Origin of the sequence: Variovorax saccharolyticus (assembly GCF_030316765.1) — a bacterium.
In the GTDB taxonomy this organism is placed as follows: Bacteria; Pseudomonadota; Gammaproteobacteria; order Burkholderiales; family Burkholderiaceae_C; genus Variovorax; species Variovorax saccharolyticus.
In genome coordinates, this window is record NZ_JASZYT010000010.1 from 243,971 (window position 1) to 263,917 (window position 19,947).

Below are 19,947 nucleotides of genomic sequence, written 5' to 3' on the forward strand. Positions count from 1 at the left end.
GACGGCCACGCAGGACCACGTACGTGACCTAGGTGGGCACCGGGATAGGCGCCAGCGCACCGCGCCTTGAGAATGTCCCGCAAGCGTCGACAGCCACGGCTCGTTTTCCAGTCCTGGAGGCTTCCATGCAGCGCTACATGCGGCCGCTCGCGGCCCGGACCCACGCCTTGAAGGCACTCCCTTGCGCGATCCTGCTCGGCATGGCACTGATGCAGAACCCCGCCGCGCAGCCGGCGGCGGGCGCGGGGCCCGTGGTCTTCCTCGACCAGGGCTGGACGGCCGCCGAACGGGCCTGGTACTACCAGGTCTCGCAGGGCTCGGCCGTGATGTCCTACGACCTGTTCCTCAACCTCGAGCTGGCGGGCAGCCAGGAACTGTTCCGCTCCGACGCCAACAGCGATCGCTTCGGCCTGATCACGCAGCCCGCTGATCCGCAGAACAACCCCGACGCGCTGCCCATCGGACTCAGCAAGACCATCGTCAGGAGAAAGGGCAGCAGCGTGGACGACGTGCAGGTCGGCCTGACCTGCGCCGCCTGCCACAACGCGCAGCTGAACTACCAGGGCAAGCGCATCCGCATCGACGGCGGCGCCGCCAACACCTTCGACATGATGGGCTACGTGGGTGCCCTCGACGATGCGATGCAGGCCACGCTGGCCGACAAGCAGAAGTTCGATCGCCTGGCGGTCCGGCTCGGCGCCATGAGCGCGGAAGCCAAGACGGAGCTCGGCAAGCGCGTCGAGCGCGAGGCCGGCCCGATCCGCGACTACCGCACGCGCACGCTGGCGACGCCGACCGTCTGGGGGCCGTCCCGCATCGACGCCATCTCCGCCATCGTCAACCGCCTGCTGGCCATCGAGACCCGCATCCCGCAGAACAACTCGACCCCGCTCGCGCCCACCAAGCCGCCCTTCCTGTGGAACGCGCCACACGGTTCCTGGACCCAGTGGCGGGCCTCCCAGCAGGACCCGATCAATCGCAACCTCGTCGAATCGATGGGCGTCTACCTGCCGATGAACCTGCATTCGAAGTCGCCGGCGGAAGGGCTCTTCGAGTCGAATGCGCAGTTGCTCAACCTGCAGCAGATCGAGAACCAGCTGACGCGGCTCGCGCCGCCCAAGTGGCCCGAAGAGATCTTCGGGCGGATCGACCGCCAGAAGGCCGCCGCCGGCAAGGCGCTGTTCGCCACCCACTGCGCCAGCTGCCACAACGCCTGGCCCTACACGTGGACGCCGCCGAACAAGTACGGCAAGCGCTTCCTGGAGGTCGGCGTGGTGCCGCAGAAGTATGTCGGCACGGACCCCGGCCAGTTCGACAACCTGCGGCCCTATGCGATCACCGGCAACCTCGCGCCCTTCCTGCCGGAGCCCTTCAAGGACAAGGAGGTCATTCCGACCGGCGCGCTCTACCTTATCACCCAGAAGCTGGTCCTGGACAAGGCACTGTCCGAGCTGAAGCTCGACGAACAGCAGACCATCAACCTGCACGGATACCGCGAGCTGCCGCCGGCCCGGCAGACGGAGGATGCCTACAAGGCCGCGCCGCGCGACGGCGTCTGGGCCACGCCGCCCTTCCTGCACAACGGCTCGGTGCCGAATCTCTACGAGATGCTGGTTCCGGCCAGGGAGCGGACCAGGAAGTTCTACGTCGGGCGCGAGTTCGATCCGGTCAAGGTGGGCCTGGACACCAGCGGCAAGAGCGGCAGCTTCCTGCTCGACACCTCGCTGCGAGGCAACTCGAACGCCGGCCATTCGTTCGAGAACAGCCCGCGCGGCAACGGCGTCATCGGCCCCTTGCTGACCGAGACGCAGCGCTGGGCGCTGGTCGAATACCTGAAGTCGATCCCCGAGGAAGCGGGCCGCGTCACGCCCTTCGGCGGCCCGCCGAACGCGGTCACGGGCACCAGCAAGTGGTCTCGCAAGTGAGCGACCCGCCATGTCCGACCATGTAGATGGACCGCGCCAGATCGGCGATCCCGCCGCCGACCTGACCGACCTGTTCGCCTTCGCCAGCCCGGCGGATGCCGGCCGCACCGTGCTGGCGGCGAATGTGTTTCCTTCCGCCGGCACGCAGGCGATGTTCTCGAACGCGATCGACCATGCCATCGTCGTGCGGCGGCTCGCGATCGCCGGCACGGGCGAACAGACCCGGTTCAGGCCGGGCGATCCGGAGCTTCGCTTCAGCTTCCGCTTCGATGTGCTGGAGCGCGCCGCGGCGGGCAAGAGGCCGGTGCAGCGCGGCACCTGCACCCTGCCGGGCGGCCAGACGATCCGCTTCGTGGTCGACGACGAGAAAGGAGCCAGCTCGGCCGACGGCACGTACCGCGTGTTCGCGGGCCTGCGCTCCGACCCCTTCTACCTGGCCTGGATCGTGGGCGAGATGAAGAAGTTTCCGAACCTGCTGCAGCACGACAACGTGCTGAGCTTCCTGATCGAGTTCGACACCGGCCGCGTGCTCGAACCGGCCAAGGGCTCGCTGTTCGGCGTGATCGCCGAGACCATCCCGATACCGAAGCCCGGCGGCTTCATCGGCCACGACCCGCCGCGCATCGACTGGGTCGGCCGTCCCGAGCAGACCAACATGCGGCTCAACAACAACGGCTTGGCCGGCACCGATGACCTGCGCGACCTCTGGAACCAGCAGACGCCCTTCGCGATCTCCGAGGAGTTCATGCCCCTGTTCCGCAAGCGCATGGTCGACAGCCTGAAGAACTGGGACCTGCGCGACGGCAAGGCCGACTGGAGCCCCGCTGCGCTGGCCGCCAACGCCAGCATGTTCCTCGACGACTTCATGGTCATCGATGTCGCGAAGCCCACCACCGACACCAGCCACCTCGAGATCGAGAAGAGCATGCTCGCGGGCCGGCCGCACCAGACCGGCGGCGGCCGCACGGTGAACGCCGACGTCATCGACATCCTGCTCACCTGGATGGTGAACCACGACCGGGAGTTCCTGCAGGGTGGCTCGACCGGTGCGACCAAGCCGGGCACCTCGGCCTTCCCCTACCTGGCCGCGCCGAACGCGGAACTGCAGAACCTGGCCTTCTCGGTCGATCTCGCGGCGCCGCCCGAGCAGGTCTGGGCCCTCATCGGCGGCTTCGGCGGCGACTGGCATCCGTTGATCGCGAGCGTGAAGCTGACCGGCACCGGGGTCGGCCAGCTGCGCACCATCGAGACCATCGACGGCAAGCAGATCATCGAGCGGCTCGACGCCATGGACGACAGGCAGCGCAGCTACCGCTACACCTCGATCGCGGGCATTCCGGCCACGGACTACACCGGCATGCTGGACGTCAAGCCCAAGGGCAGCGGCAGTTCGGTCGAATGGCGCGTGCAATACATGCCGGGCGGGCAGCCCGACATCATCGTGAAGACCATCAGCTCGACCTTGCTGAAGTCCGGCCTCGACAGCCTGAAGCCGCGCTTCGGCGTTCCCAGATGAGCGCCGACCCCGAACTCCCGACCGGACCGGTGCAGGCCACCGACGGCGCCATCGCCGCCATCAACCTGCGAAGCACCCTCGCGCAGTCCTGGAACCGCTTCTGGCAGGCGCCGCTGCGCACGGGCATCGCCGAGGGCCTGGTCGAGCAGGAACAGCTCGCCGCGCAATTTCTGGGCGATCTCGACGCCTGCGAGCGGCTGGAGCAGCTGGCTTCACACCTGCTCCGGCGCGACCCGGAGAGCGCACGCACGGCGCTCATCGAGGCCCAGGTCGCGGCATCGGTCCACCGCTTCGCCCACGCGCGGCAATGCCTCGCGCGGGCCACGCAGCGCGGCGGGCCCGCGCCCGCCATCGAGCGGCTCGCGATGAGCATCGACCAGGCTTGCGGCGTCTCGCCCGAGGCCCTGCTGGAGCGGCGGCGGCGCGTCGCCGCGGCGTCGGGGCGGCTCGAGGATTGGGTGCCCCTGGGTTCCCTGCTCGACGACCTGGGCGAGGTCGACGAAGCGGATCGCGCCTACTGCCGCGCCCTGGGCGCCTACCGCGATGTCTCGCCCTTCGCCGTGGCCTGGGTCTGCTTCCTGCTCGGTGTGCTGTGGGGCGAACGGGCGCCGCAGCCGCAGTCCGCGCGCGCGGCCCGCTGGTATGCCAAGGCCATCGAATACCTGCCCGGGTACGTCAAGGCGCGCGTGCATCTGGCCGAGATCCGGAGCGCCGAAGGCCGCGCCGGCCAGGCCCGCGCGCTGCTGCTTCCGGCGCTCGCCAGCGGCGACCCGGAAGTGAGCTGGCGGCTGTCCGACGTGGCCATCGTGCAGGGTCGGCCGGCCGAGGCGCGGGCACTGTCCGAAGCCGCGCGCCTCGGCTTCGAGGCCTTGCTGGCGCGGCATCCGCTCGCCTTCGCCGACCACGCGGCGGAGTTCTATGCCGGCAGCGGCGGCGATGCGCGCCGGGCCTTCGAGCTGACCCGCATCGACCTCGCGAACCGCCCGACGCTGCGGGCCTTCGAGTCGGCCCACGAGGCGGCGACCCGGGCCGGCGAGACCCAGGAGGCGGCAGGTATCCTCGCGGCGGCCCGCCGGCGCTGGGGATCGACGCCCGCCTTCCGGCAATCGCCGCTGGCCGCCCTGTCGCCGCGCACGGAGGAAGACCATGCCGATTGACCGCAGGACTTTCGTACTCGGCAGCGGCGCGGCGCCCGCCGTGGGCGCATTCGCCGCCTTCGGCACGCTCGCCGCCGCCGGGGCCGCAGCGCCGCCGGCGGCTGCGCTGCCCGCCGTCGCCGCCGGAGCTTCGCCCGAGCTGCGGATCCTGGGATGGAACCCCGGCGAAGCCCAGCCGGAGGCTGCCGCCTGGATCGCGATCGACACGCAATGGCGCGCTGCCTGGCACTGATCCGGGCCCTGGCCCTGGCCGGCAGGCTCGCGGCATCGCTGCGGCTGCGCCTTCGGCGCTCACGTACGTGGCTGTACGTGGCCGCCGGGATGGTCTTGTGGCGTGGGCACTCACACAATGGCTCGATCGGTCCACAGCCCAACAAGGAGCTCGCCATGAGCAAGTTTCTCGCCATCCTGATCACCGGCCTGGCCGCGGCAGGCGCCTACGCCCAGAACCCGCCGGGAACCTCGTCGCAGGAGCAGGTCATCACCAACTCCAAGCCCCAGGAGCGCGCCCAGGACAAGGCCAACGCGCGGCCGCAGGGCGAGGTCAGGAAGATCGGCGGCGACGAGGTCAACTCGCCCCTGAACGACAACATCGGTTCGGGCAAGGCGGCCGCCGCCGGCCAGGCCCGCGCCAACGCCCGTGAGGCCGGCAACCCCGGCACGGCGCCGGGCCAGTACCCCGCGCCGCCCAACACGCCCGGCATGCCGGCCGCCAAGTAGCGCCTTCGGCAGCTGCGGGCAGGTACGTGCCCCGCCTCAGCCTCGACGCTCCCTGAAGAAGGCCGGGGTCTGGCCGGTCCACTTCCTGAAGGCCTTGCGAAAGTTCGAGGTATCGGCGAAGCCGCTGCGCTCGGCGATCTTGTCCACCGACAGCTCCGTTCGCTCCAGCAGCTCGACGGCCAGGCGCTTGCGCACGCCGTCGATGATGTCCTGGTAGCTGGTGCCGGCATCGGCCAGGCGGCGATGCAGCGTCCGGGTCGACACGTGCAGCCGCGCGGCCATGTCTTCGGCCCGGGGCACGGCGCCGGCGCTGTTGAGGCAGGCTTCCTTGATAGACTTGACCAGCAGGTTCTCGCCGCCGATGGCCTCGAGCATGCGGCCGCAGAAGTCGGCCGAGAGGCTGGCCGTGATCGGGTTGGCGTTGGGCAGCGGGAGCGCCAGCAGGGCGGCATCGAACTGCATCTGCATGGCATCGGCCGCGAAACTCACCGGGCAATTCAGGATCTCGGGGTAGCGGGCGGCACAGGCCGGCGCGGGGTAGGGCAGGAGCATGCGCCGCGGCTGGAACGGCCGCTCGAGGATGCGCCCCATCAGGGTCACGATCGAGCTGAACCAGAACTCGGTCGCCAGGGGGAGCAGGCGCCCGAGGTCCAGCACGTCGCGGCCCTCGAAGATCGCCACCTCGCCCTCGATGCGGAAGCTCTTCTCGAGCACCGGCCCGGCCAGCCGCACGTGCTGGATGCCGAAGTTCACCGCCTCGCCCAGGGTCGCGCTGCTCAGCAGCACATAGCCGAAGACACCGAAGTCGGGGATCCGCTGCCGCTGCCCGGCCAGGAGGCCGATCGCCGGGTCCGGCGACAGGCGCTCCACGTTGTCGAAGAGCGCGAACTTCTGGCGCTGCGAGAGTCGCGCGTTGTGGTCCGTGATCGCCAGCGGCGAGATCCCCGTGCCCTCGAGCACCGCCGCCGCGTCGACGCCGAGCCCGGCCAGGGTCTCCACCAGCGCCGGCAGGCCCAGCGTGCTCTCGCTCGGCGTCTCCATGTCGCCGCTGCCGTGGCGAAACAGCAGGGACGACATCGCGGGGGACGGGCGGCCGGTGGGCTTGCGGGGCACGGGGTCAGCTTGAAGTGTTGGCAGATTTTCACCCGATTCTGGCGGCGGGCAACCTAGGCGCCGACCGCCCGGACGTCTACATTCAAGCTCCAAGCACGGGCTGCCGCCTGGCACCCCCAGTCCCATGGAGACCTCATGACCCACACCCTGGACGCGCCGCGCGCAGAACCCGTCGACCGCGCGCAGCAACGCGTCGCCCAGCTCTTCGCCGCCCAGCAGGCTGCCTTCGCCGCGGCGCCCTGGCCCGACGCCGACCAGCGGCGCGAACGGCTGAGGTCGCTCAAGAAGCAGGTGTCGCGCTATCAGGACCTTCTTGCCGAGGCCATGAGCCACGATTTCGGCTACCGGTCGGAAGCGGAATCGAAGATGCTCGACCTCCTGGGATCGATGCTCGAGCTCGACCACGCGATCAGGCATGTCCGGCGCTGGATGAAGCCGAGCCGGCGCTCGACCGAGCTGCTGTTCATCAGCAACAGCATCCGGGTCGAATACCAGCCCAAGGGCGTGGTCGGCGTGATCGTGCCCTGGAACTTCCCGGTCTACCTGGCGCTCGGGCCGCTGGTGGCGGCGCTGGCCGCCGGCAACCGCGTGATGGTGAAGATGCCGGAGGTGACGCCGGCCACCAACGCGGTGCTCAAGCGCATGCTGGCCGAGGTGTTCGCCGAAGACCTGGTGGCGGTGGTCGGCGAGGAACTGCTCGACCCCAATGCCTTCACGTCGCTGCCCTTCGACCACATCGTGTTCACCGGCTCGCCGGCCGTCGGCCGCATCGTCATGCGCACGGCGGCGGAGAACCTCACGCCGGTCACGCTCGAGCTGGGCGGCAAGTCGCCGGCGCTGGTCACCCGCAACTACCCGGTCGCCGACGCGGCCAGGCGCATCACCCACGGCAAGTCGACCAACTGCGGCCAGATCTGCGTGTCGCCCGACTACGCGCTGGTGCCGCGCGAGCATGTCGCCGAGTTCGTCGAGGCCGTCGGGCTCAGCTTCAAGAAGTTCTACGCCGGCAAGACGGTCGGCAACGCCGACTACACGGCCATCGTCAACGAGCGGCAATACCAGCGCCTGCGCGGCCTGCTGGACGATGCCCGCGCCAAGGGGGCCACGGTCGCGAGCTGCGCGCCGATGCCGACCGGCGAGGGCCGTCAGATGCCGCTGCAGATCCTGACCGATCTCACGCCCGACATGCGCGTGATGTCCGAGGAGCTCTTCGGCCCGATCCTGCCGGTCGTGCCCTACGACACGATGGACGAGGCGATCGCTTTCATCAACGCCCGGCCGCGGCCACTGGCGCTCTACTGCTTCAGCCATGACGCCGGCGAGCGCGATGCGCTGCTGCGCCGCACGCATTCGGGCGGCGTCGCGATCAACGACTGGGGCTGGCAGGTGGTCAACCACGACGCGCCCTTCGGCGGCATCGGCAACTCGGGGATGGGCACCTACCACGGCGTGGAGGGCTTCCGCGAGCTGTCGCACGGGAAGACCGTGTTCAAGCGCCAGCGCCTGTTCCCGATCGATCTCTTCTATCCGCCCTACGGCAGCTTCGTCCAGCGGCTGGCACTGCGGTTCTTCGTCGGACGCGCCGATGCCGGCCTGGCGGCCAGGACGACCCCTTCCGAACACCAGGCCTGAGCGCCGGCCTCGCGCGCGCGAGGCGCCTTGATCAGCCTGCCGGGTGCAGCTCGGCGGCGCTGCAATGGGCCAGGAAATCCGCGCTCGCACGGCCCAGCCGCTTTTCGCGGTGCAGGACGATGGCGAGCTGGCGGCTGGCCTTGGGCAGGCGTGTCCGCAACTCGACCAGATGCCCGTCCGCCACGCTCTGCTGCACGGCATGGCGTGACAGGCAGCCCAGGCCATCGCCGGCCGCCACCACCCGCTTGATCGCCTCGGTGCTGCCGAGCTCGAAGCCGACGCGGACCTGCCCCAGGTGCTTCAGCAGCCACTCGTCCGCGAACTGGCGGGTGCCGGAACCGTGTTCGCGCAGTACCCAGGTGGCGCCGGCGAGCTGGCGGGTCGTCGCGCAGCGATCCGCCAGCGGGTGATCGGGCGCGGCGAGTATCACCATCTCGTCATCCAGCCAGGGCCGCACGACCAGGTCGGAATGGGTCTGGGAACCTTCGACGAAGCCGATGTCGACTTCGAGGGCCGCGACCGCGTCGATGACGTCGCGGGTGTTGCCGATGCGAAGGTGGATCCGGCTCTTGGGGTGGCGCTGGGTCCACCGCGACACCAGGCTCGGCAGCAGGTATTCGCCGATCGTGAAGCTGGCGGCCACCCGCAGCGGCGCGGCGTGCTCGTCGGTGAACAGCGCTTGCACCTCGGCCGCCTGCTCGACCAGGGCCTGGGCCTTGGGCAGCAGAGCGCGCCCGTTCTCGTTGAGCAGCAGACGCCGGCCGATGCGGTCGAACAGCTCGACCCCGAGCGCGGCCTCGAGTTCGGCCAGCGAGGTGCTGGCCGCGGACTGCGAGCGCGCGATGCGGTCGGCCGCCGCGCGCGTGCTGCCGCTGCCCGCGGTGGCCAGGAAGACCTCGACCTGGCGCAGGTTGAGGCGCAGGCGCTGGAAGGATTGCTGATCTGATTTATCGATCATTGATATCGAAATTATCCGCTTTTTTCTTTTATCTCCTCTGCCTACCATCACCTTTCCTCAAGGCGCCGAATTCCGCGCACTTGCCCTCCACGCAGAGTCCCGAAGAGAAGTACCCGTGTTCAATTTCCTGCCGCCCACGCTCGCGGCCGACACCGCCACCAGCCCCGCAGGCCTGCCGCAGCACCTGGGGCGGCTGCTGCCCGGCATGGGCCTCGCGTGCGTGCTGGCGATGGCCGCCACGCTGGTGTCCACCTTGCACGGAGGCCCCCAGTTCCTGTATGCGCTGTTCTTCGGCGTCGCCTTCCACTACCTCAGCGAGGACGCCAAGACCCGACCCGGCATCGAGTTCTGCGCCCGCAGCGTGCTGCGCATCGGCGTCGGGCTGCTCGGTGCGCGGATCACGGCCAGCCAGATCGCCGGCCTGGGCTGGAGCACCGCGGCGATCGTCATCGTCGCCGTCGTGAGCACGCTGCTGTGCGGGGTGCTGCTGGGAGCGCGCCTGGGCATGAACCGCGCCCAGGGCGTGATGTCGGGCGGCGCGGTCGCGATCTGCGGCGCCTCGGCCGCGCTGGCGATCTCGGCGGTATTGCCGCGCAGCAAGGAGAGCGAGCGCTTCACCCTGATGGTCGTGGTGACCGTGACCGTGCTGTCCACCCTGGCCATGGTGATCTATCCGCTGATCGCCAGGCTGCTGCACCTGCCGCCCGAGCTCGCGGGCCTGTTCCTGGGCGGAACGATCCACGATGTGGCGCAGGTCGTGGGCGCCGGCTACATGCTGGGCCAGGAAACCGGGGACTACGCCACCATCGTCAAGCTGTTCCGCGTTTCCATGCTGGCCGTGGTGGTGGTGGTGGTGTCGGGCCTGTTCAAGCGGCAGCGCGCGGCCAGCGAAGGCGCCCGCGCCGGTGCCAGGCAAGCCCTGGTGCCCTGGTTCCTCTGGGTCTTCGTGGCGCTGGTGATCATCAACTCCGTGGGCGGCGTGCCGGCGGCCGTGCAGAACGGCCTCAACGACATTTCCCGTGCCTGCCTGGTGATCTCCATCGCGGCGCTGGGCGTGAAGACTTCATTCGCGCAACTGGCCCGCGCCGGCTGGCGGCCCTTCGCGCTGCTGCTGGTCGAGACGCTGTGGATGGCCGGCTTCGTGCTGGCCGCCATCCTGCTGCGAAGCTGATCACTCGGCAGGCTCGAGCACGAAGTCGAAGCCCAGCGTATGGAAAGGCCCCGGCTGCAAGCTGCCGTCGGGCGCGCTTCCGGCGGCATGCGATGCGAAGTTGCCGATGAGCGAGCTGCGCACGCCGAACACCGCATCGCTGTCCAGATACTCGTCGCCCGCGCGGAACACGTGCGTGATCAGCGTCTGGTAACCCGGCGCCCGGATCATGAAATGCACGTGGGCAGGCCGCCATGGATGGCGCCTGGTGGCCCGCAGCATCGCGCCCACCGGTCCGTCGGTGGGAATCGGATAGGCCACCGGCATCACGCCGCGGAACCACAGCCGGCCCCGGGCGTCGGTGCGCAGGACGGCGCGGCCCTGCGGCCGGTCGAGCGCCGGGCGCTGCACATCGTAGAAGCCTTCGGCGTCGGCCTCCCAGACATCGACCTCGGCATCGGCGACCGGTTCACCGTCGCGCCCGCGAACGGTGGCGTCGACGAACAGCGGCTCGCCCGCCGCGCCGCCCGAGATGTCGCCGCCGAGCGGCAGCCGCGGCGCGCCGGGCACGTGGAAGGGCCCGAAGACGGTCGCCTCGGTGGCCTGCGCGCTTTTCGAATGGTTCATCGCCACGGTCAGCATCGACAGGCCCAGCGTGTCCGACAGCAGGATGAACTCCTGCCGCTGGCCATCGCACTTCTGGCCCGTCGCGGTCAGGAACTCGATGCCGGCCGCCCATTCGGCCTCGGTCAGCTTCACCTCGCGCGCGAAGTCGTGCAGGTGGCGCACCAGCGCCGACATCACTTCCTTCAACCGCGGGTCTTCGCAGCCCGCCATGCGGTCGAGCACGGCGGCGGTGATGGTGTTCTCATTGATGTTTCGCATGGGGATGAAGCTCCAGTTTTTCGGCGACCCGGGCGACCGGCATCGAACGCTTGGAGGCCGCCGGATCGCGCAGCGCCAGGCGGCGCTGGGTCGGGAACAGCGACCAGCCCCAGTGCTGCTGCGCGTAGCCCCAGAGGCCCTGCTTGAAGAAGATGGTGACGACGATCGCGAGCAGGCCGAGCCCGAGCAGGTACCAGGTGCCGTAGTCGCTCAGGAACTTGTTGAGCGCCCAGAAGATCAGCGCACCGACCAGCGGCCCCTCGATGCGGCCGATGCCGCCGATCACGACCATGAAGATCGCGAAGGCGGTCCAGTTGACGCTGAAGGCAGCGTCGGGGCTGATGCGCAGGTTGCCGACGAAATACAGCGCGCCCGCCAGGCCGGCGCCGAAGGCAGCGACCACGTACACCGCGAGCTTCATGCGGGCGACCGGGATGCCCTGCGACTCGGCCGCCACCTCGTTGTCGCGGATCGCCAGCAGCGCCAGGCCGCGCTTGCTGCGCAGGAACAGGTAGACCAGCGCGATCGCCGCCACCACGCAGGCCAGCGCCATCCAGTAGGTGACGCTCTCGCGGGTCGCGCGCTCGATGCCGCGCAGGGCGGTCAGGGTGGTGCCCGAGCCGCCGCCCACCGCCGACACGTTGGCGAAGCTGAGCCGGAACACTTCGGCGATGACCCAGGTGCCGATGGCGAAGTAGCCGCCCGCGAGCCGGAAGGCGACGAAGGACACCGGCACCGCGATCAGCGCGGCCGCCAGCGCACCGAGCGGGATGGCGACGAAGGGATTGACGCCGGCGAAGTTGCCGAGCATCAGCATCACGTAGCCGCCGAAGCCGAAGAAGGCCTGCTGCCCGATGCTCACCATGCCGCCGTAGCCCGCCAGCAGGTTCCACATCATCGCGAAGATGAAGTAGCAGGCGATCTCGACGAACTCGCGCATCCAGCTCGACTCGCCCCACAGGGGCAGCGTGGCGGCGCCGATCACCAGCACGGCGGCGACCCACAGCAGGGAGCGGCTGGCGTCCGTGCCGCGCACGACGTCGAAGGTCCGAGGGTTCATGTCCGGGTCCATGGGGTTCGGCCTCAGCCGCGGGTCTTGGGAAACAGTCCCTGCGGCCGCAGTACCAGCACCGCGAGGAACACCAGATGGCCGAACCAGATGCCCCAGCCCGGATCGAGCCGGAAGCCGATCTGCTGCGCCAGCCCGAGGATCATGGCGCCGGCCAGCGTGCCCCAGAACGAGCCCATGCCGCCGATGATCACGGCCTCGAAGGCGAACAGCAGCAGCAGCGGCCCGTCCGAAGGCGAGACCGTGGTGCGCATGCCCTGCAGGGCGCCGGCGATCGCGATCAGCACGAAGGCGATCCCGGTGGCCAGTGCATAGACCTGGTTGGCCTTCAGGCCCATCAGTTCGGCGATCTCGCGATCGTCGGAGACCGCACGGAAGGTCCGGCCCAGCGGCGTGCGCGCGAACATCCACTGCATCGCCGCGGTGGCCGCCAGCGCCACCCCGAGGATCAGCAGCGGCAGCAGGCCGAGCGCCAGCGAATCGCCGATCCGCACCGACTCGGTGGCCAGCGGACCGACCTCGATCGAGCGCGGATCGGCCGAGAACAGCTCCAGCAGCAGGTTCTGGATCACGATCGAAAGGCCGAAGGTGACGACCAGCGAGGGCAGCGGGTCCTTGCCCAGCGTGCGGTTGAGCACGTGGCGCTGCAGCAGGTAGCCGGCGCAGAAGGCGACCGGCAGCACCGCCAGCACCACCCACAGCGGCGCGCTGCCGGTCAGCGAGACGCCGGCGATGGCGGCGAACGCGGCCAGGATGATGAAGTCGCCCTGCGCGACATTGGTCAGGCGCATGACGCCGAACATCAGCGACAGGCCGAGCGCGAACAGCGTGTAGAGGCCGCCGAGCAGCAGGCCCTGGATGAAGGTCTCGATCATGGCGCGGCCGCCTCCGCATGCGCCTGGAGACCGAAGTAGGCTTGCGAGATCTGCTCGCGCGTGAGCTCGCTGGAGCGCCCGCTGAGCGATACGCGCCCCTCTTGCAGGCAGTAGACGCGCTGCGACACCTGCTGCGCCATGCCGACGTCCTGCTCGACGATCACCACCGTCATGCCCTCGGCCGTGATGCGCGGCATCGCGGCGTAGATCTCGCGGATCACGATCGGCGCCAGGCCGAGCGACAGTTCATCGCACAGCAGCAGTTCGGGATTGCTCATCAGCGCCCGGCCCAGCGCCACCATCTGCTGCTGGCCGCCCGACAGCGAGGTGCCGGGCTCGGCGCGCTTGTGGGCCAGGACCGGGAACATCTCGTAAAGCCGCTTCAGGTTCCAGGGGCCGCTGCGGCCGCTCGCCGCGCCCATCAGCAGGTTCTCCTCGACACTGAGGCTGGCGAACAGCCGCCGGCCTTCGGGCACCATGGCCAGGCCGCGCCGCACGATCTCGCCGGGCGCCAGGCCGCCGATCGGCAGGCCCTTGAAGTGGACCGCCTCGCGCGGCGCCCGCACCAGGCCGGCCAGGCATTTCAGGAAGGTCGACTTGCCGGCGCCGTTGGCGCCGATGACCGCCAGCAGTTCGCCGGCGTGCAGTTCGAAGTCGATGCCGAACAGGGCCTGGGCATCGCCATAGAAAGCCTGCAGGCCGGTCGTCGAAAGCAATGCCGTCATCCTTCGATCCCCATGTAGACCCGCCGGACCTCGGGGTCGTTCATCACCGCGCGCGGTGCGCCTTCCGCCAGCTTCTGCCCGAAGTTGATGACCAGCAGCCGATCGGCCAGCGACAGCAGCGCATGCACCACGTGCTCGATCCAGATCATGGTCACGCCGCGCGCCTTGATCTGCTGCAGTTCCTCGACCAGTTGCCGCGCCTCGGGCTCGGTCAGGCCGCCGGCGATCTCGTCGAGCAGCAACAGCTTCGGCCGGGTCGCCAGCGCGCGCGCCAGTTCCAGCCGCTTGCGGTCGAGCAGCGTGAGCGCCCCGGCCGGCTGGTTGGCGCGCGCCATCAGCCCGGTCTGGGCCAGCACCTCGTGCGCCGTCTGCCAGGCCTCCTGCTCGCGCTGCCGGGCCCCGAAGCAGGCGGCGGTGACGAGGTTCTCGAACACGCTCATGTTGCCGAAGGGCTGCGGCACCTGATAGCTGCGGCCGATGCCCGCGTGGCAGCGCTGGTGCGGCTTGAGTCCGGTCACGTCGCGCCCGTCGTACTCGACCCGGCCCGCATCCACGCGCACGTCGCCCGAGATCAGGTTGAACAGCGTGGTCTTGCCCGCGCCGTTCGGCCCCAGGATGCCCAGCGTCTCGCCCTCGGTCACCGCCAGCGTGATGTCGTCGGTGACCTTGAGCGCGCCGTAGGCCTTGCTGACGGCGTGGAGTGCAAGCAGCGCCATGGCGGTCAGCCGGGCATCGGGCGCAGCGCTCCGCCGACCGGGATGTTCGGCGCCGCCTCGTTGTTGACGATCGTCAGCTCGTGCCTGTAGCGGCTGCCCTTGCCCCACTGGCCCAGCACCAGCGGGGTCTTGCTGACATTCCTGAACGGGCCCTGCCCGCCCCACTTGACCGGCCCGACCACCGTCGCCAGGGAGGTCGCGGCCACCGCGTCGCGGACGTCGGCAGCTTTCTGCGATCTGGCGCGCGCGAGCGCATCCGCCGCCACCTCGAACAGGGCGTGCGCGAAGCCGATCGGCTGCGTCCACTGCTTCTTCGCCCCGGTCTCGTAGGCCTCGGCCAGCGCCTTGGCGCTCTGCTTCGTGAGGCTCGAAGTGAAGGGATGCGACGGGCTCCACCACACCTCGGTCGACAGGCCGTCGCCGAGATCGCCGAGCGCATCGATCGCGCCCGGGAACAGCAGCGCCTTGCCGAGCGTGATGATCTTCGGCCGGAAGCCCTGCTGGCGCGCCTGCGTCAGGAAGGTCTTGGCGTCGGGCGGAATCACGACACCGGTGACGATCTCCACGCCGTCTTTCTTGAAGGCCGCGATCTGGGCGCTGAAGTCCTGCGTGCCGTTCTGGAAGCGGCCCGGATCGACCAGCGTGAAGCCCATCTGCGCGAGCGGCTTCGGAAAGCCGAGTTCCTTGTCGCCCCAGGCGTTGCCGTCGCCGTCGTTGGGGAACAGGCCGCCGACCTTCTTGTTGGTCGGGATGGTCTTCCAGCCGCTCGTGAAGTTGGCGATGACGTCCTCCAGTCCCCAGAACAGGTGGTAGGTCCAGGCGAAGCCCTTGGCCGGATCGCCCTTGCGGCCGAAGAACCAGGGCTGCCACGGCACCACGCTGGAGATGCAGGGCACTTCGTTGAGCTCGCAAGCATCGCTGACCGGGTTGGCCGTCTCGGGCGTGCCCGCGGTCAGGACCAGCGCGACCTTCTCCTTGAGGATCAGGTCGTTGGCGACCTCGCCCGCGCGGTTCGGATTCGACTGGCTGTCCTTCAGCACGATCTGCACCGCGAACTTCTTTCCGCCCACGCCGATGCCGTCCTTGAAGGCGGTCTTCATCTGGTCGATGACCCACTTGTCGGCTTCGCCGAAGGGCGCCAGCGGTCCGGTCTGCGGCGACACGTAGCCGATCTTCAGCGTGTCGGCCGCGAACACCAGCGGCGCGGCGCCGCCGGCGGCCAGCGCGGCCGCGGCCTGGGTGAACTGTCTGCGATTGAGGGTCATGGTGGTCTCCTTCTCTGGTCTTCTCTTCGTTGCACAAGCCGGTGCCGGCGCCGTCCGTCAGCGCGGCGCATCGCCGTCGAAGGCGCGCTGCAGCAGCGCGCGGATCGAATCGCGCTCCGCCGGCCCGAAAGGGCGCGGATTCCAGTAGGGGTTGGCCACCGCGAGATCGGCGGCGTGGTCGAGGTCGGCCTCGCGCATGCCGATGTCTTTCAGGGCGTGCGGCGCCCCGTTGTCGCGGGCCAGCGCCTGCAGCCCCTCGGGCGCCGTGGCGCTGCCCAGCGCCTGCGCGATGTCCGTCATCGCGCGCGGCGCGGCCTGCGCGTTGAAGGCGACGGCATGCGGCAGCAGCACCGCGTGCACCTCGGCATGCGGCAGGCTGAAGCTGCCGCCCAGCGTGTGGCAGAGCTTGTGATGCAGCGCCATCCCGACGCCGCCGAGCACGCTGCCGCAGAGCCAGGCGCCGTAGAGCGCATCGGCCCGCGCCTCGATGGCGTCGGGCTGCCTGCGGATCGCCGGCAGGGCGCGCGCGATCGCGGCGATGCCTTCGCGCGCCATCAGGTCCATGACCGGATTGCTGTCCTGTGCATAGAGTCCTTCGGCCGCGTGCGCGATCGCGTTGATGCCGCTGGTCACGCTCAGGCCCACGGGCAGCGTGCGCGTCAGTTCGGGGTCGTAGATGACGGTGCGCGGCAGCACGCGCACGTCCTTGCCGGTCTTCTTGAGCCCGCCTTCGGTCAGGCCGTAGATCGGCGTCATCTCGCTGCCGGCATAGGTGGTCGGAATCGCGAGGATCGGCAGGCCCGAGTCGAGCGCGATCGCCTTGCCGAGGCCGGTGGTCGAGCCGCCGCCGATCGCCACCGCGCAGTCGGCGTCGAGCCGGCGCGCCAGCTCGCGGGCCTCGCGCGCGGTCTCGATCGGCACGTGCATCACGGCGCGATCGAAGACGCCCGCCGCCTTCGCGCCCAGCATCGCGGCCACGCGCTCGGCCTGCGCCCGCTGCTCGGGCGTCGACAGCACCAGCGCACGGCGCGCGCCCAGCGCGTCGATCTCGCGCGCCAGATGGGCCAGCGCGCCGGCGCCGAACACGACGCGCTGCGCATGGCTGGTGTGGACGAAGTCGCGCATGGTGCTCAGCGCACGAAGTGCGGCGGGATCTGGGCGTCGACGTTCACCCACACGCTCTTGACCTGCGTGTACTCGCGCATCGCGTCGAAGCCCATCTCGCGGCCGTAGCCGCTCTGGCCGACGCCGCCGAAGGGCGAGCCCGGATTGACGCGCTTGTAGCTGTTGATCCAGACCATGCCCGCGTGCAGGTCGCGCGCGACGCGATGGGCGCGCTGCAGGTTGGCGGTCCAGAGGCCGCTGCCGAGGCCGTAGTCGGTGCCGTTGGCGATCTGCATCGCCTCCTCGTCGTCCTTGAAGGTGAGCACGGTGACGAAGGGGCCGAAGACTTCCTCCTGCGCGATGCGGTCGCGCCACGACCTGGCCCGCACGATGGTCGGCTGCACATAGCAGCCGCGCGCCAGTTCGCCGCCGGGTGCCGCGCCGCCGGCCAGCACTTCGCCGCCCTGCTCTTTCGCGACCTCGACGTAGTGCAGCACGCGCTCGCGATGCTGCGCGCTGGTGAGCGGGCCCATCTCGGTGGCATCGTCGAGCGGGTTGCCGAGCCGGATCGACTGCGCCAGCGGAACGAAGCGCTCGAGGAAGGCATCGGCGATCTTCTCGTGCAGCATCAGGCGCGAGCCGGCGATGCAGGCCTGGCCCTGGTTGTGGAAGATGGCCCAGGCGCTGCCGTTGACCGCCGCCGGCAGGAAGGCGTCCTCGAAGACGATGTTGGGTCCCTTGCCGCCGAGCTCCAGCTGCACCTTCTTGAGATTGCCGGCGCTGGCCTGCACCACGCGGCGCCCGGTCGCGGTGCTGCCGGTGAAGGCTACCTTGGCGATCTCCGGATGCTCGGCGATGTACTGGCCGACCACGCTGCCCAGCCCCGGCACCATGTTGACCACGCCATCGGGCATGCCGGCCTCGGCCATCAGCTCGACGATCTTGAGCGAGCTCAGCGGCGTGATCTCGGCCGGCTTCATCACGATGCAGTTGCCGGCCGCGAGCGCCGGCGCCATCTTCCAGCTGGTGAACATCAGCGGGAAGTTCCACGGCACGATCTGGCCGACAACCCCGACCGGCTCGCGCAGCGTGTAGTTGAGGAAGCCGGCCTCGACCGGGATCGTCTCGCCCTGGAACTTGTCGGCCATGCCGCCGAAGTAGCGGAAGCAGGCCGCGGTGCGCGGCACGTCGAGCTTGCGCGAATCGCGGATCGGATGGCCGGTGTCGAGCGACTCGAGGCGCGCGAGCTCCTCGCCGTTGGCCTCGATCAGGTCGGCCAGCCGCAGCAGGATGCGTCCGCGGTCGGCCGCCGCCATGCGGCTCCAGGCCGGGAAGGCGCGCTTCGCGGCCGCCACCGCGCGGTCGACGTCGGCCTTGCCGGCCAGCGCCACCTCGGCGATGGTCGAGTTGTCGTGCGGGTTCAAGGTCGCCAGCGTCTCGCCCGACTCGGCATCGACGAAGCGGCCGTCGATGAAGAGCTGGTGGCGGATCGGTGTCTTCAGGCCGGCGGCCTGCTGGATGTCTGCGAGGGTCATGGGGTGGTTCACTTGTTCAGCCAGGGGTAGCGGGCGGTGTCCTTGCCCGCGTAGTCCGGGTCGAGGTAGATGAAGCAGCGCTGGATCAGCCAGTCGCGGATCTCGAAGACATCGCACCAGCGGCCCGCGCCCCATTCGGGCACGCCGGCGCGCCACGGGCCATCCGCGTGCTCGCCGAAGCTGGTGCCCTCGCAGGCGAACAGGTCGCCGCCCGAGAAGATCCAGTTGAAGCCCGCGTAGTCGTGGCGGATCGATTTGCCGCGGCTGCCCACCTCGCCGAACAGCTGTCCGATCTGGGCCTTGCCGTTCGCCAGTCCCCACTTGGGGAAGTACACCTGGGCGTCGTCGGCGAACAGGTCCAGGATCGAGCCGCCGCTGGAGGTGACGCCGCCGTTGTCGTAGGCCTTGAGGTATTCGAGGGCCACCGACTTGCGTTGCTCGTCGGTCATGGTTTGACGGGTGAGTGCCATGGTGAGTCTCCTTCTTCACTGCTGACGTGAGGGCGCACCGGCGCAGCCGGTCGGGGCTGCCGGATTCAGGTCGCTTCGCGGCGAGCGCCGCGCGGTCTTGCGCGCGGCCTCGGCCTCCGTCCTAGAACTGGACCGGGATTTCCGGGCTCTCGCCCTTCTGGATCTCGTAGACCAGGCTCGGCGAGCCGTTCTCCCAGACCAGCAGCATCGAGCGCTTCGGGCTGAAGCCCTGGTGGCGGCAGTAGGCCGGCATGGCCGCCATGTCGCCGGCCTTCATGATCACGCGCGCCATCGGCCGGCCGGTGTTCTTGTCGCCGCAGTCCCAGTGGATCTCGTCGGTCATCTGGAAGAACCATTCGACGCGGTCGTTGCCGTGGATGATCGGCAGGATGTGCTCCTCGGTGGTCGGGCACATGTAGCTGTGCTTGACGACCGAGGTGAAGCTCGGGTTCCAGGTCACTTGCGAGCGGCTCAGGAAGCCGAAGAGATTGAAGGCGTGCACCTCGTTCTCGAAGCCCGGCTCGGGGTGCAGCTCGGGCTGCGCCTGGTCGACGTCGGCGAAGGCCCGGTTGACCGGCGCGCCGCGCGCGTCGCTGCGCAGGTCGAGGTCGCCCTTGAGCCCGACGCAGCGCGTGGCGAGCTCGCGCGCCCGCGTGATCCTGGCCGTGTTGCTGCCGTTCTTGCGGCCGTAGGGCGAGCCGGTTTCCTGCGGCGCCGAGAACGGATCGAAGCTCTCGTTGGTCCAGTCGTCGAGCATGGCCTCGAAGGTGGCGCGGATCTGCGCGGTCGGGAAGTTCTCGAGCAGGTCGATGCCCGCGTCCTTCATGGTGCCGTTGAAGCTGCCGGCATAGAGGTCGACCGACTGGTAGTGGTTGACCGTGCCGACCACGTCGTCGAAGTTCACCCAGCCGTAGAAGAAGCCCCAGGCGACGTCGCGCATCAGGGCGCGCAGGTAGTTGCCGATGTCCATCGTGTGGCTCATCGGCCGGCCGTCGCGGGTCTTCCAGGTGATGTGGGCGAAGTACTCGTCGCGGCGGAAGCCGAAGCTGCCGAGCGAGAAATCCTTGTAGCCGAGCGTGGCGTCGGGCTGCGACGCGATGACCTTGGCGAGTTCTGCGGGTGCGTTCATGGC

The 19,947-nt window shown here is 69.6% G+C and carries 19 protein-coding genes; 7 read left to right on the forward strand and 12 right to left on the reverse strand.

Translation table 11 applies throughout. The annotated features are described in order from the left end of the window. Positions 1-125 precede the first annotated feature (125 nt). The 5 genes from QTI45_RS27680 to QTI45_RS27700 all read left to right on the forward strand — a co-directional run bounded on the left by QTI45_RS27680 (position 126) and on the right by QTI45_RS27700 (position 5,318). Positions 126-1,925 (forward strand): di-heme-cytochrome C peroxidase, encoded by a 1,800-nt coding sequence (locus QTI45_RS27680; RefSeq protein ID WP_286656611.1) that lies wholly within the window; start codon positions 126-128, stop codon positions 1,923-1,925. Between the two features lie 10 nt (positions 1,926-1,935). After that, the gene (locus QTI45_RS27685) at positions 1,936-3,441 is read left to right on the forward strand and encodes a DUF4331 family protein (RefSeq protein WP_286656612.1); all 1,506 of its coding nucleotides are present in this window, start codon (positions 1,936-1,938) and stop codon (positions 3,439-3,441) included. Then, entirely contained in the window at positions 3,438-4,598 is a 1,161-nt protein-coding gene (locus QTI45_RS27690) for a tetratricopeptide repeat protein (protein WP_286656613.1), read from the forward strand. The genes QTI45_RS27685 and QTI45_RS27690 overlap by 4 nt, the downstream gene beginning before the upstream one ends. Then, positions 4,588-4,830: a hypothetical protein gene (locus tag QTI45_RS27695; protein WP_286656614.1), complete on the forward strand. Its 243-nt coding sequence runs from the start codon at positions 4,588-4,590 to the stop codon at positions 4,828-4,830. The genes QTI45_RS27690 and QTI45_RS27695 overlap by 11 nt, the downstream gene beginning before the upstream one ends. A gap of 155 nt (positions 4,831-4,985) precedes the next feature. Beyond that, positions 4,986-5,318: a cell envelope biogenesis protein TolA gene (locus QTI45_RS27700; RefSeq protein WP_286656615.1), complete on the forward strand. Its 333-nt coding sequence runs from the start codon at positions 4,986-4,988 to the stop codon at positions 5,316-5,318. Positions 5,319-5,354: 36 nt separating this feature from the next. On the opposite strand, the gene QTI45_RS27705 is transcribed toward QTI45_RS27700, so the two are convergent. Next, on the reverse strand, positions 5,355-6,431 hold the full coding sequence (locus QTI45_RS27705) for an AraC family transcriptional regulator (protein ID WP_286656616.1): 1,077 nt from the start codon (positions 6,429-6,431) through the stop codon (positions 5,355-5,357). A gap of 135 nt (positions 6,432-6,566) precedes the next feature. Between QTI45_RS27705 and QTI45_RS27710 the strand changes: the two genes are divergently transcribed. Beyond that, entirely contained in the window at positions 6,567-8,063 is a 1,497-nt protein-coding gene (locus QTI45_RS27710) for a coniferyl aldehyde dehydrogenase (protein WP_286656617.1), read from the forward strand. Positions 8,064-8,094: 31 nt separating this feature from the next. Here QTI45_RS27710 and QTI45_RS27715 read toward each other — a convergent pair whose 3' ends face one another. After that, complete coding sequence (locus tag QTI45_RS27715; protein ID WP_286656618.1) at positions 8,095-9,021, reverse strand: LysR family transcriptional regulator; 927 nt, start codon at positions 9,019-9,021, stop codon at positions 8,095-8,097. 205 nt (positions 9,022-9,226) lie between these two features. On the opposite strand from QTI45_RS27715, the gene QTI45_RS27720 reads away from it, so the two are divergent. After that, a complete protein-coding gene (locus QTI45_RS27720; protein ID WP_286656703.1) occupies positions 9,227-10,192 on the forward strand; it encodes a YeiH family protein in 966 nt (321 codons plus the stop codon). Here QTI45_RS27720 and QTI45_RS27725 read toward each other — a convergent pair whose 3' ends face one another. The 10 genes from QTI45_RS27725 to QTI45_RS27770 all read right to left on the reverse strand — a co-directional run bounded on the left by QTI45_RS27725 (position 10,193) and on the right by QTI45_RS27770 (position 19,944). After that, on the reverse strand, positions 10,193-11,056 hold the full coding sequence (locus QTI45_RS27725) for an intradiol ring-cleavage dioxygenase (RefSeq protein ID WP_286656619.1): 864 nt from the start codon (positions 11,054-11,056) through the stop codon (positions 10,193-10,195). It abuts the gene before it with no gap. Further along, a complete protein-coding gene (locus QTI45_RS27730; protein ID WP_286656620.1) occupies positions 11,040-12,116 on the reverse strand; it encodes a branched-chain amino acid ABC transporter permease in 1,077 nt (358 codons plus the stop codon). The genes QTI45_RS27725 and QTI45_RS27730 overlap by 17 nt, the downstream gene beginning before the upstream one ends. A 23-nt stretch (positions 12,117-12,139) precedes the next feature. Beyond that, the gene (locus tag QTI45_RS27735) at positions 12,140-13,000 is read right to left on the reverse strand and encodes a branched-chain amino acid ABC transporter permease (RefSeq protein WP_286656621.1); all 861 of its coding nucleotides are present in this window, start codon (positions 12,998-13,000) and stop codon (positions 12,140-12,142) included. Beyond that, the gene (locus QTI45_RS27740; protein ID WP_286656622.1) at positions 12,997-13,725 is read right to left on the reverse strand and encodes an ABC transporter ATP-binding protein; all 729 of its coding nucleotides are present in this window, start codon (positions 13,723-13,725) and stop codon (positions 12,997-12,999) included. Before QTI45_RS27740 ends, QTI45_RS27735 begins: the two co-directional genes overlap by 4 nt. Beyond that, positions 13,722-14,441: an ABC transporter ATP-binding protein gene (locus QTI45_RS27745; protein WP_286656623.1), complete on the reverse strand. Its 720-nt coding sequence runs from the start codon at positions 14,439-14,441 to the stop codon at positions 13,722-13,724. The genes QTI45_RS27740 and QTI45_RS27745 overlap by 4 nt, the downstream gene beginning before the upstream one ends. A gap of 5 nt (positions 14,442-14,446) precedes the next feature. After that, positions 14,447-15,706 carry an ABC transporter substrate-binding protein gene (locus tag QTI45_RS27750; protein ID WP_286656624.1) on the reverse strand — a complete coding sequence of 420 codons (1,260 nt, stop codon included), beginning with the start codon at positions 15,704-15,706 and terminating at the stop codon, positions 14,447-14,449. A 57-nt stretch (positions 15,707-15,763) separates the two neighbouring features. Further along, positions 15,764-16,831, reverse strand: a complete 1,068-nt coding sequence (locus QTI45_RS27755; RefSeq protein WP_286656625.1) for a maleylacetate reductase — start codon at positions 16,829-16,831, stop codon at positions 15,764-15,766. Between the two features lie 5 nt (positions 16,832-16,836). After that, the gene (locus tag QTI45_RS27760) at positions 16,837-18,300 is read right to left on the reverse strand and encodes an aldehyde dehydrogenase family protein (protein WP_286656704.1); all 1,464 of its coding nucleotides are present in this window, start codon (positions 18,298-18,300) and stop codon (positions 16,837-16,839) included. A gap of 53 nt (positions 18,301-18,353) precedes the next feature. Continuing rightward, positions 18,354-18,815, reverse strand: coding sequence for a nuclear transport factor 2 family protein (locus QTI45_RS27765; protein ID WP_286371577.1), 462 nt, complete (start codon positions 18,813-18,815; stop codon positions 18,354-18,356). A gap of 121 nt (positions 18,816-18,936) precedes the next feature. Continuing rightward, positions 18,937-19,944: a hydroxyquinol 1,2-dioxygenase gene (locus tag QTI45_RS27770; protein WP_286371578.1), complete on the reverse strand. Its 1,008-nt coding sequence runs from the start codon at positions 19,942-19,944 to the stop codon at positions 18,937-18,939. Between the last annotated feature and the right edge of the window lie 3 nt (positions 19,945-19,947).

Bases quoted from the DNA above. Each gene is read 5' to 3' on its own strand.
- QTI45_RS27680 (WP_286656611.1), top strand. From the start codon at position 126: ATGCAGCGCTACATGCGGCCGCTCGCGGCCCGGACCCACGCCTTGAAG.
- QTI45_RS27685 (WP_286656612.1), top strand. From the start codon at position 1,936: ATGTCCGACCATGTAGATGGACCGCGCCAGATCGGCGATCCCGCCGCC.
- QTI45_RS27690 (WP_286656613.1), top strand. From the start codon at position 3,438: ATGAGCGCCGACCCCGAACTCCCGACCGGACCGGTGCAGGCCACCGAC.
- QTI45_RS27695 (WP_286656614.1), top strand. From the start codon at position 4,588: ATGCCGATTGACCGCAGGACTTTCGTACTCGGCAGCGGCGCGGCGCCC.
- QTI45_RS27700 (WP_286656615.1), top strand. From the start codon at position 4,986: ATGAGCAAGTTTCTCGCCATCCTGATCACCGGCCTGGCCGCGGCAGGC.
- QTI45_RS27710 (WP_286656617.1), top strand. From the start codon at position 6,567: ATGACCCACACCCTGGACGCGCCGCGCGCAGAACCCGTCGACCGCGCG.
- QTI45_RS27715 (WP_286656618.1), bottom strand. From the start codon at position 9,021: ATGATCGATAAATCAGATCAGCAATCCTTCCAGCGCCTGCGCCTCAAC.
- QTI45_RS27720 (WP_286656703.1), top strand. From the start codon at position 9,227: ATGGGCCTCGCGTGCGTGCTGGCGATGGCCGCCACGCTGGTGTCCACC.
- QTI45_RS27725 (WP_286656619.1), bottom strand. From the start codon at position 11,056: ATGCGAAACATCAATGAGAACACCATCACCGCCGCCGTGCTCGACCGC.
- QTI45_RS27730 (WP_286656620.1), bottom strand. From the start codon at position 12,116: ATGAACCCTCGGACCTTCGACGTCGTGCGCGGCACGGACGCCAGCCGC.
- QTI45_RS27735 (WP_286656621.1), bottom strand. From the start codon at position 13,000: ATGATCGAGACCTTCATCCAGGGCCTGCTGCTCGGCGGCCTCTACACG.
- QTI45_RS27740 (WP_286656622.1), bottom strand. From the start codon at position 13,725: ATGACGGCATTGCTTTCGACGACCGGCCTGCAGGCTTTCTATGGCGAT.
- QTI45_RS27745 (WP_286656623.1), bottom strand. From the start codon at position 14,441: ATGGCGCTGCTTGCACTCCACGCCGTCAGCAAGGCCTACGGCGCGCTC.
- QTI45_RS27750 (WP_286656624.1), bottom strand. From the start codon at position 15,706: ATGACCCTCAATCGCAGACAGTTCACCCAGGCCGCGGCCGCGCTGGCC.
- QTI45_RS27755 (WP_286656625.1), bottom strand. From the start codon at position 16,831: ATGCGCGACTTCGTCCACACCAGCCATGCGCAGCGCGTCGTGTTCGGC.
- QTI45_RS27765 (WP_286371577.1), bottom strand. From the start codon at position 18,815: ATGGCACTCACCCGTCAAACCATGACCGACGAGCAACGCAAGTCGGTG.
- QTI45_RS27770 (WP_286371578.1), bottom strand. From the start codon at position 19,944: ATGAACGCACCCGCAGAACTCGCCAAGGTCATCGCGTCGCAGCCCGAC.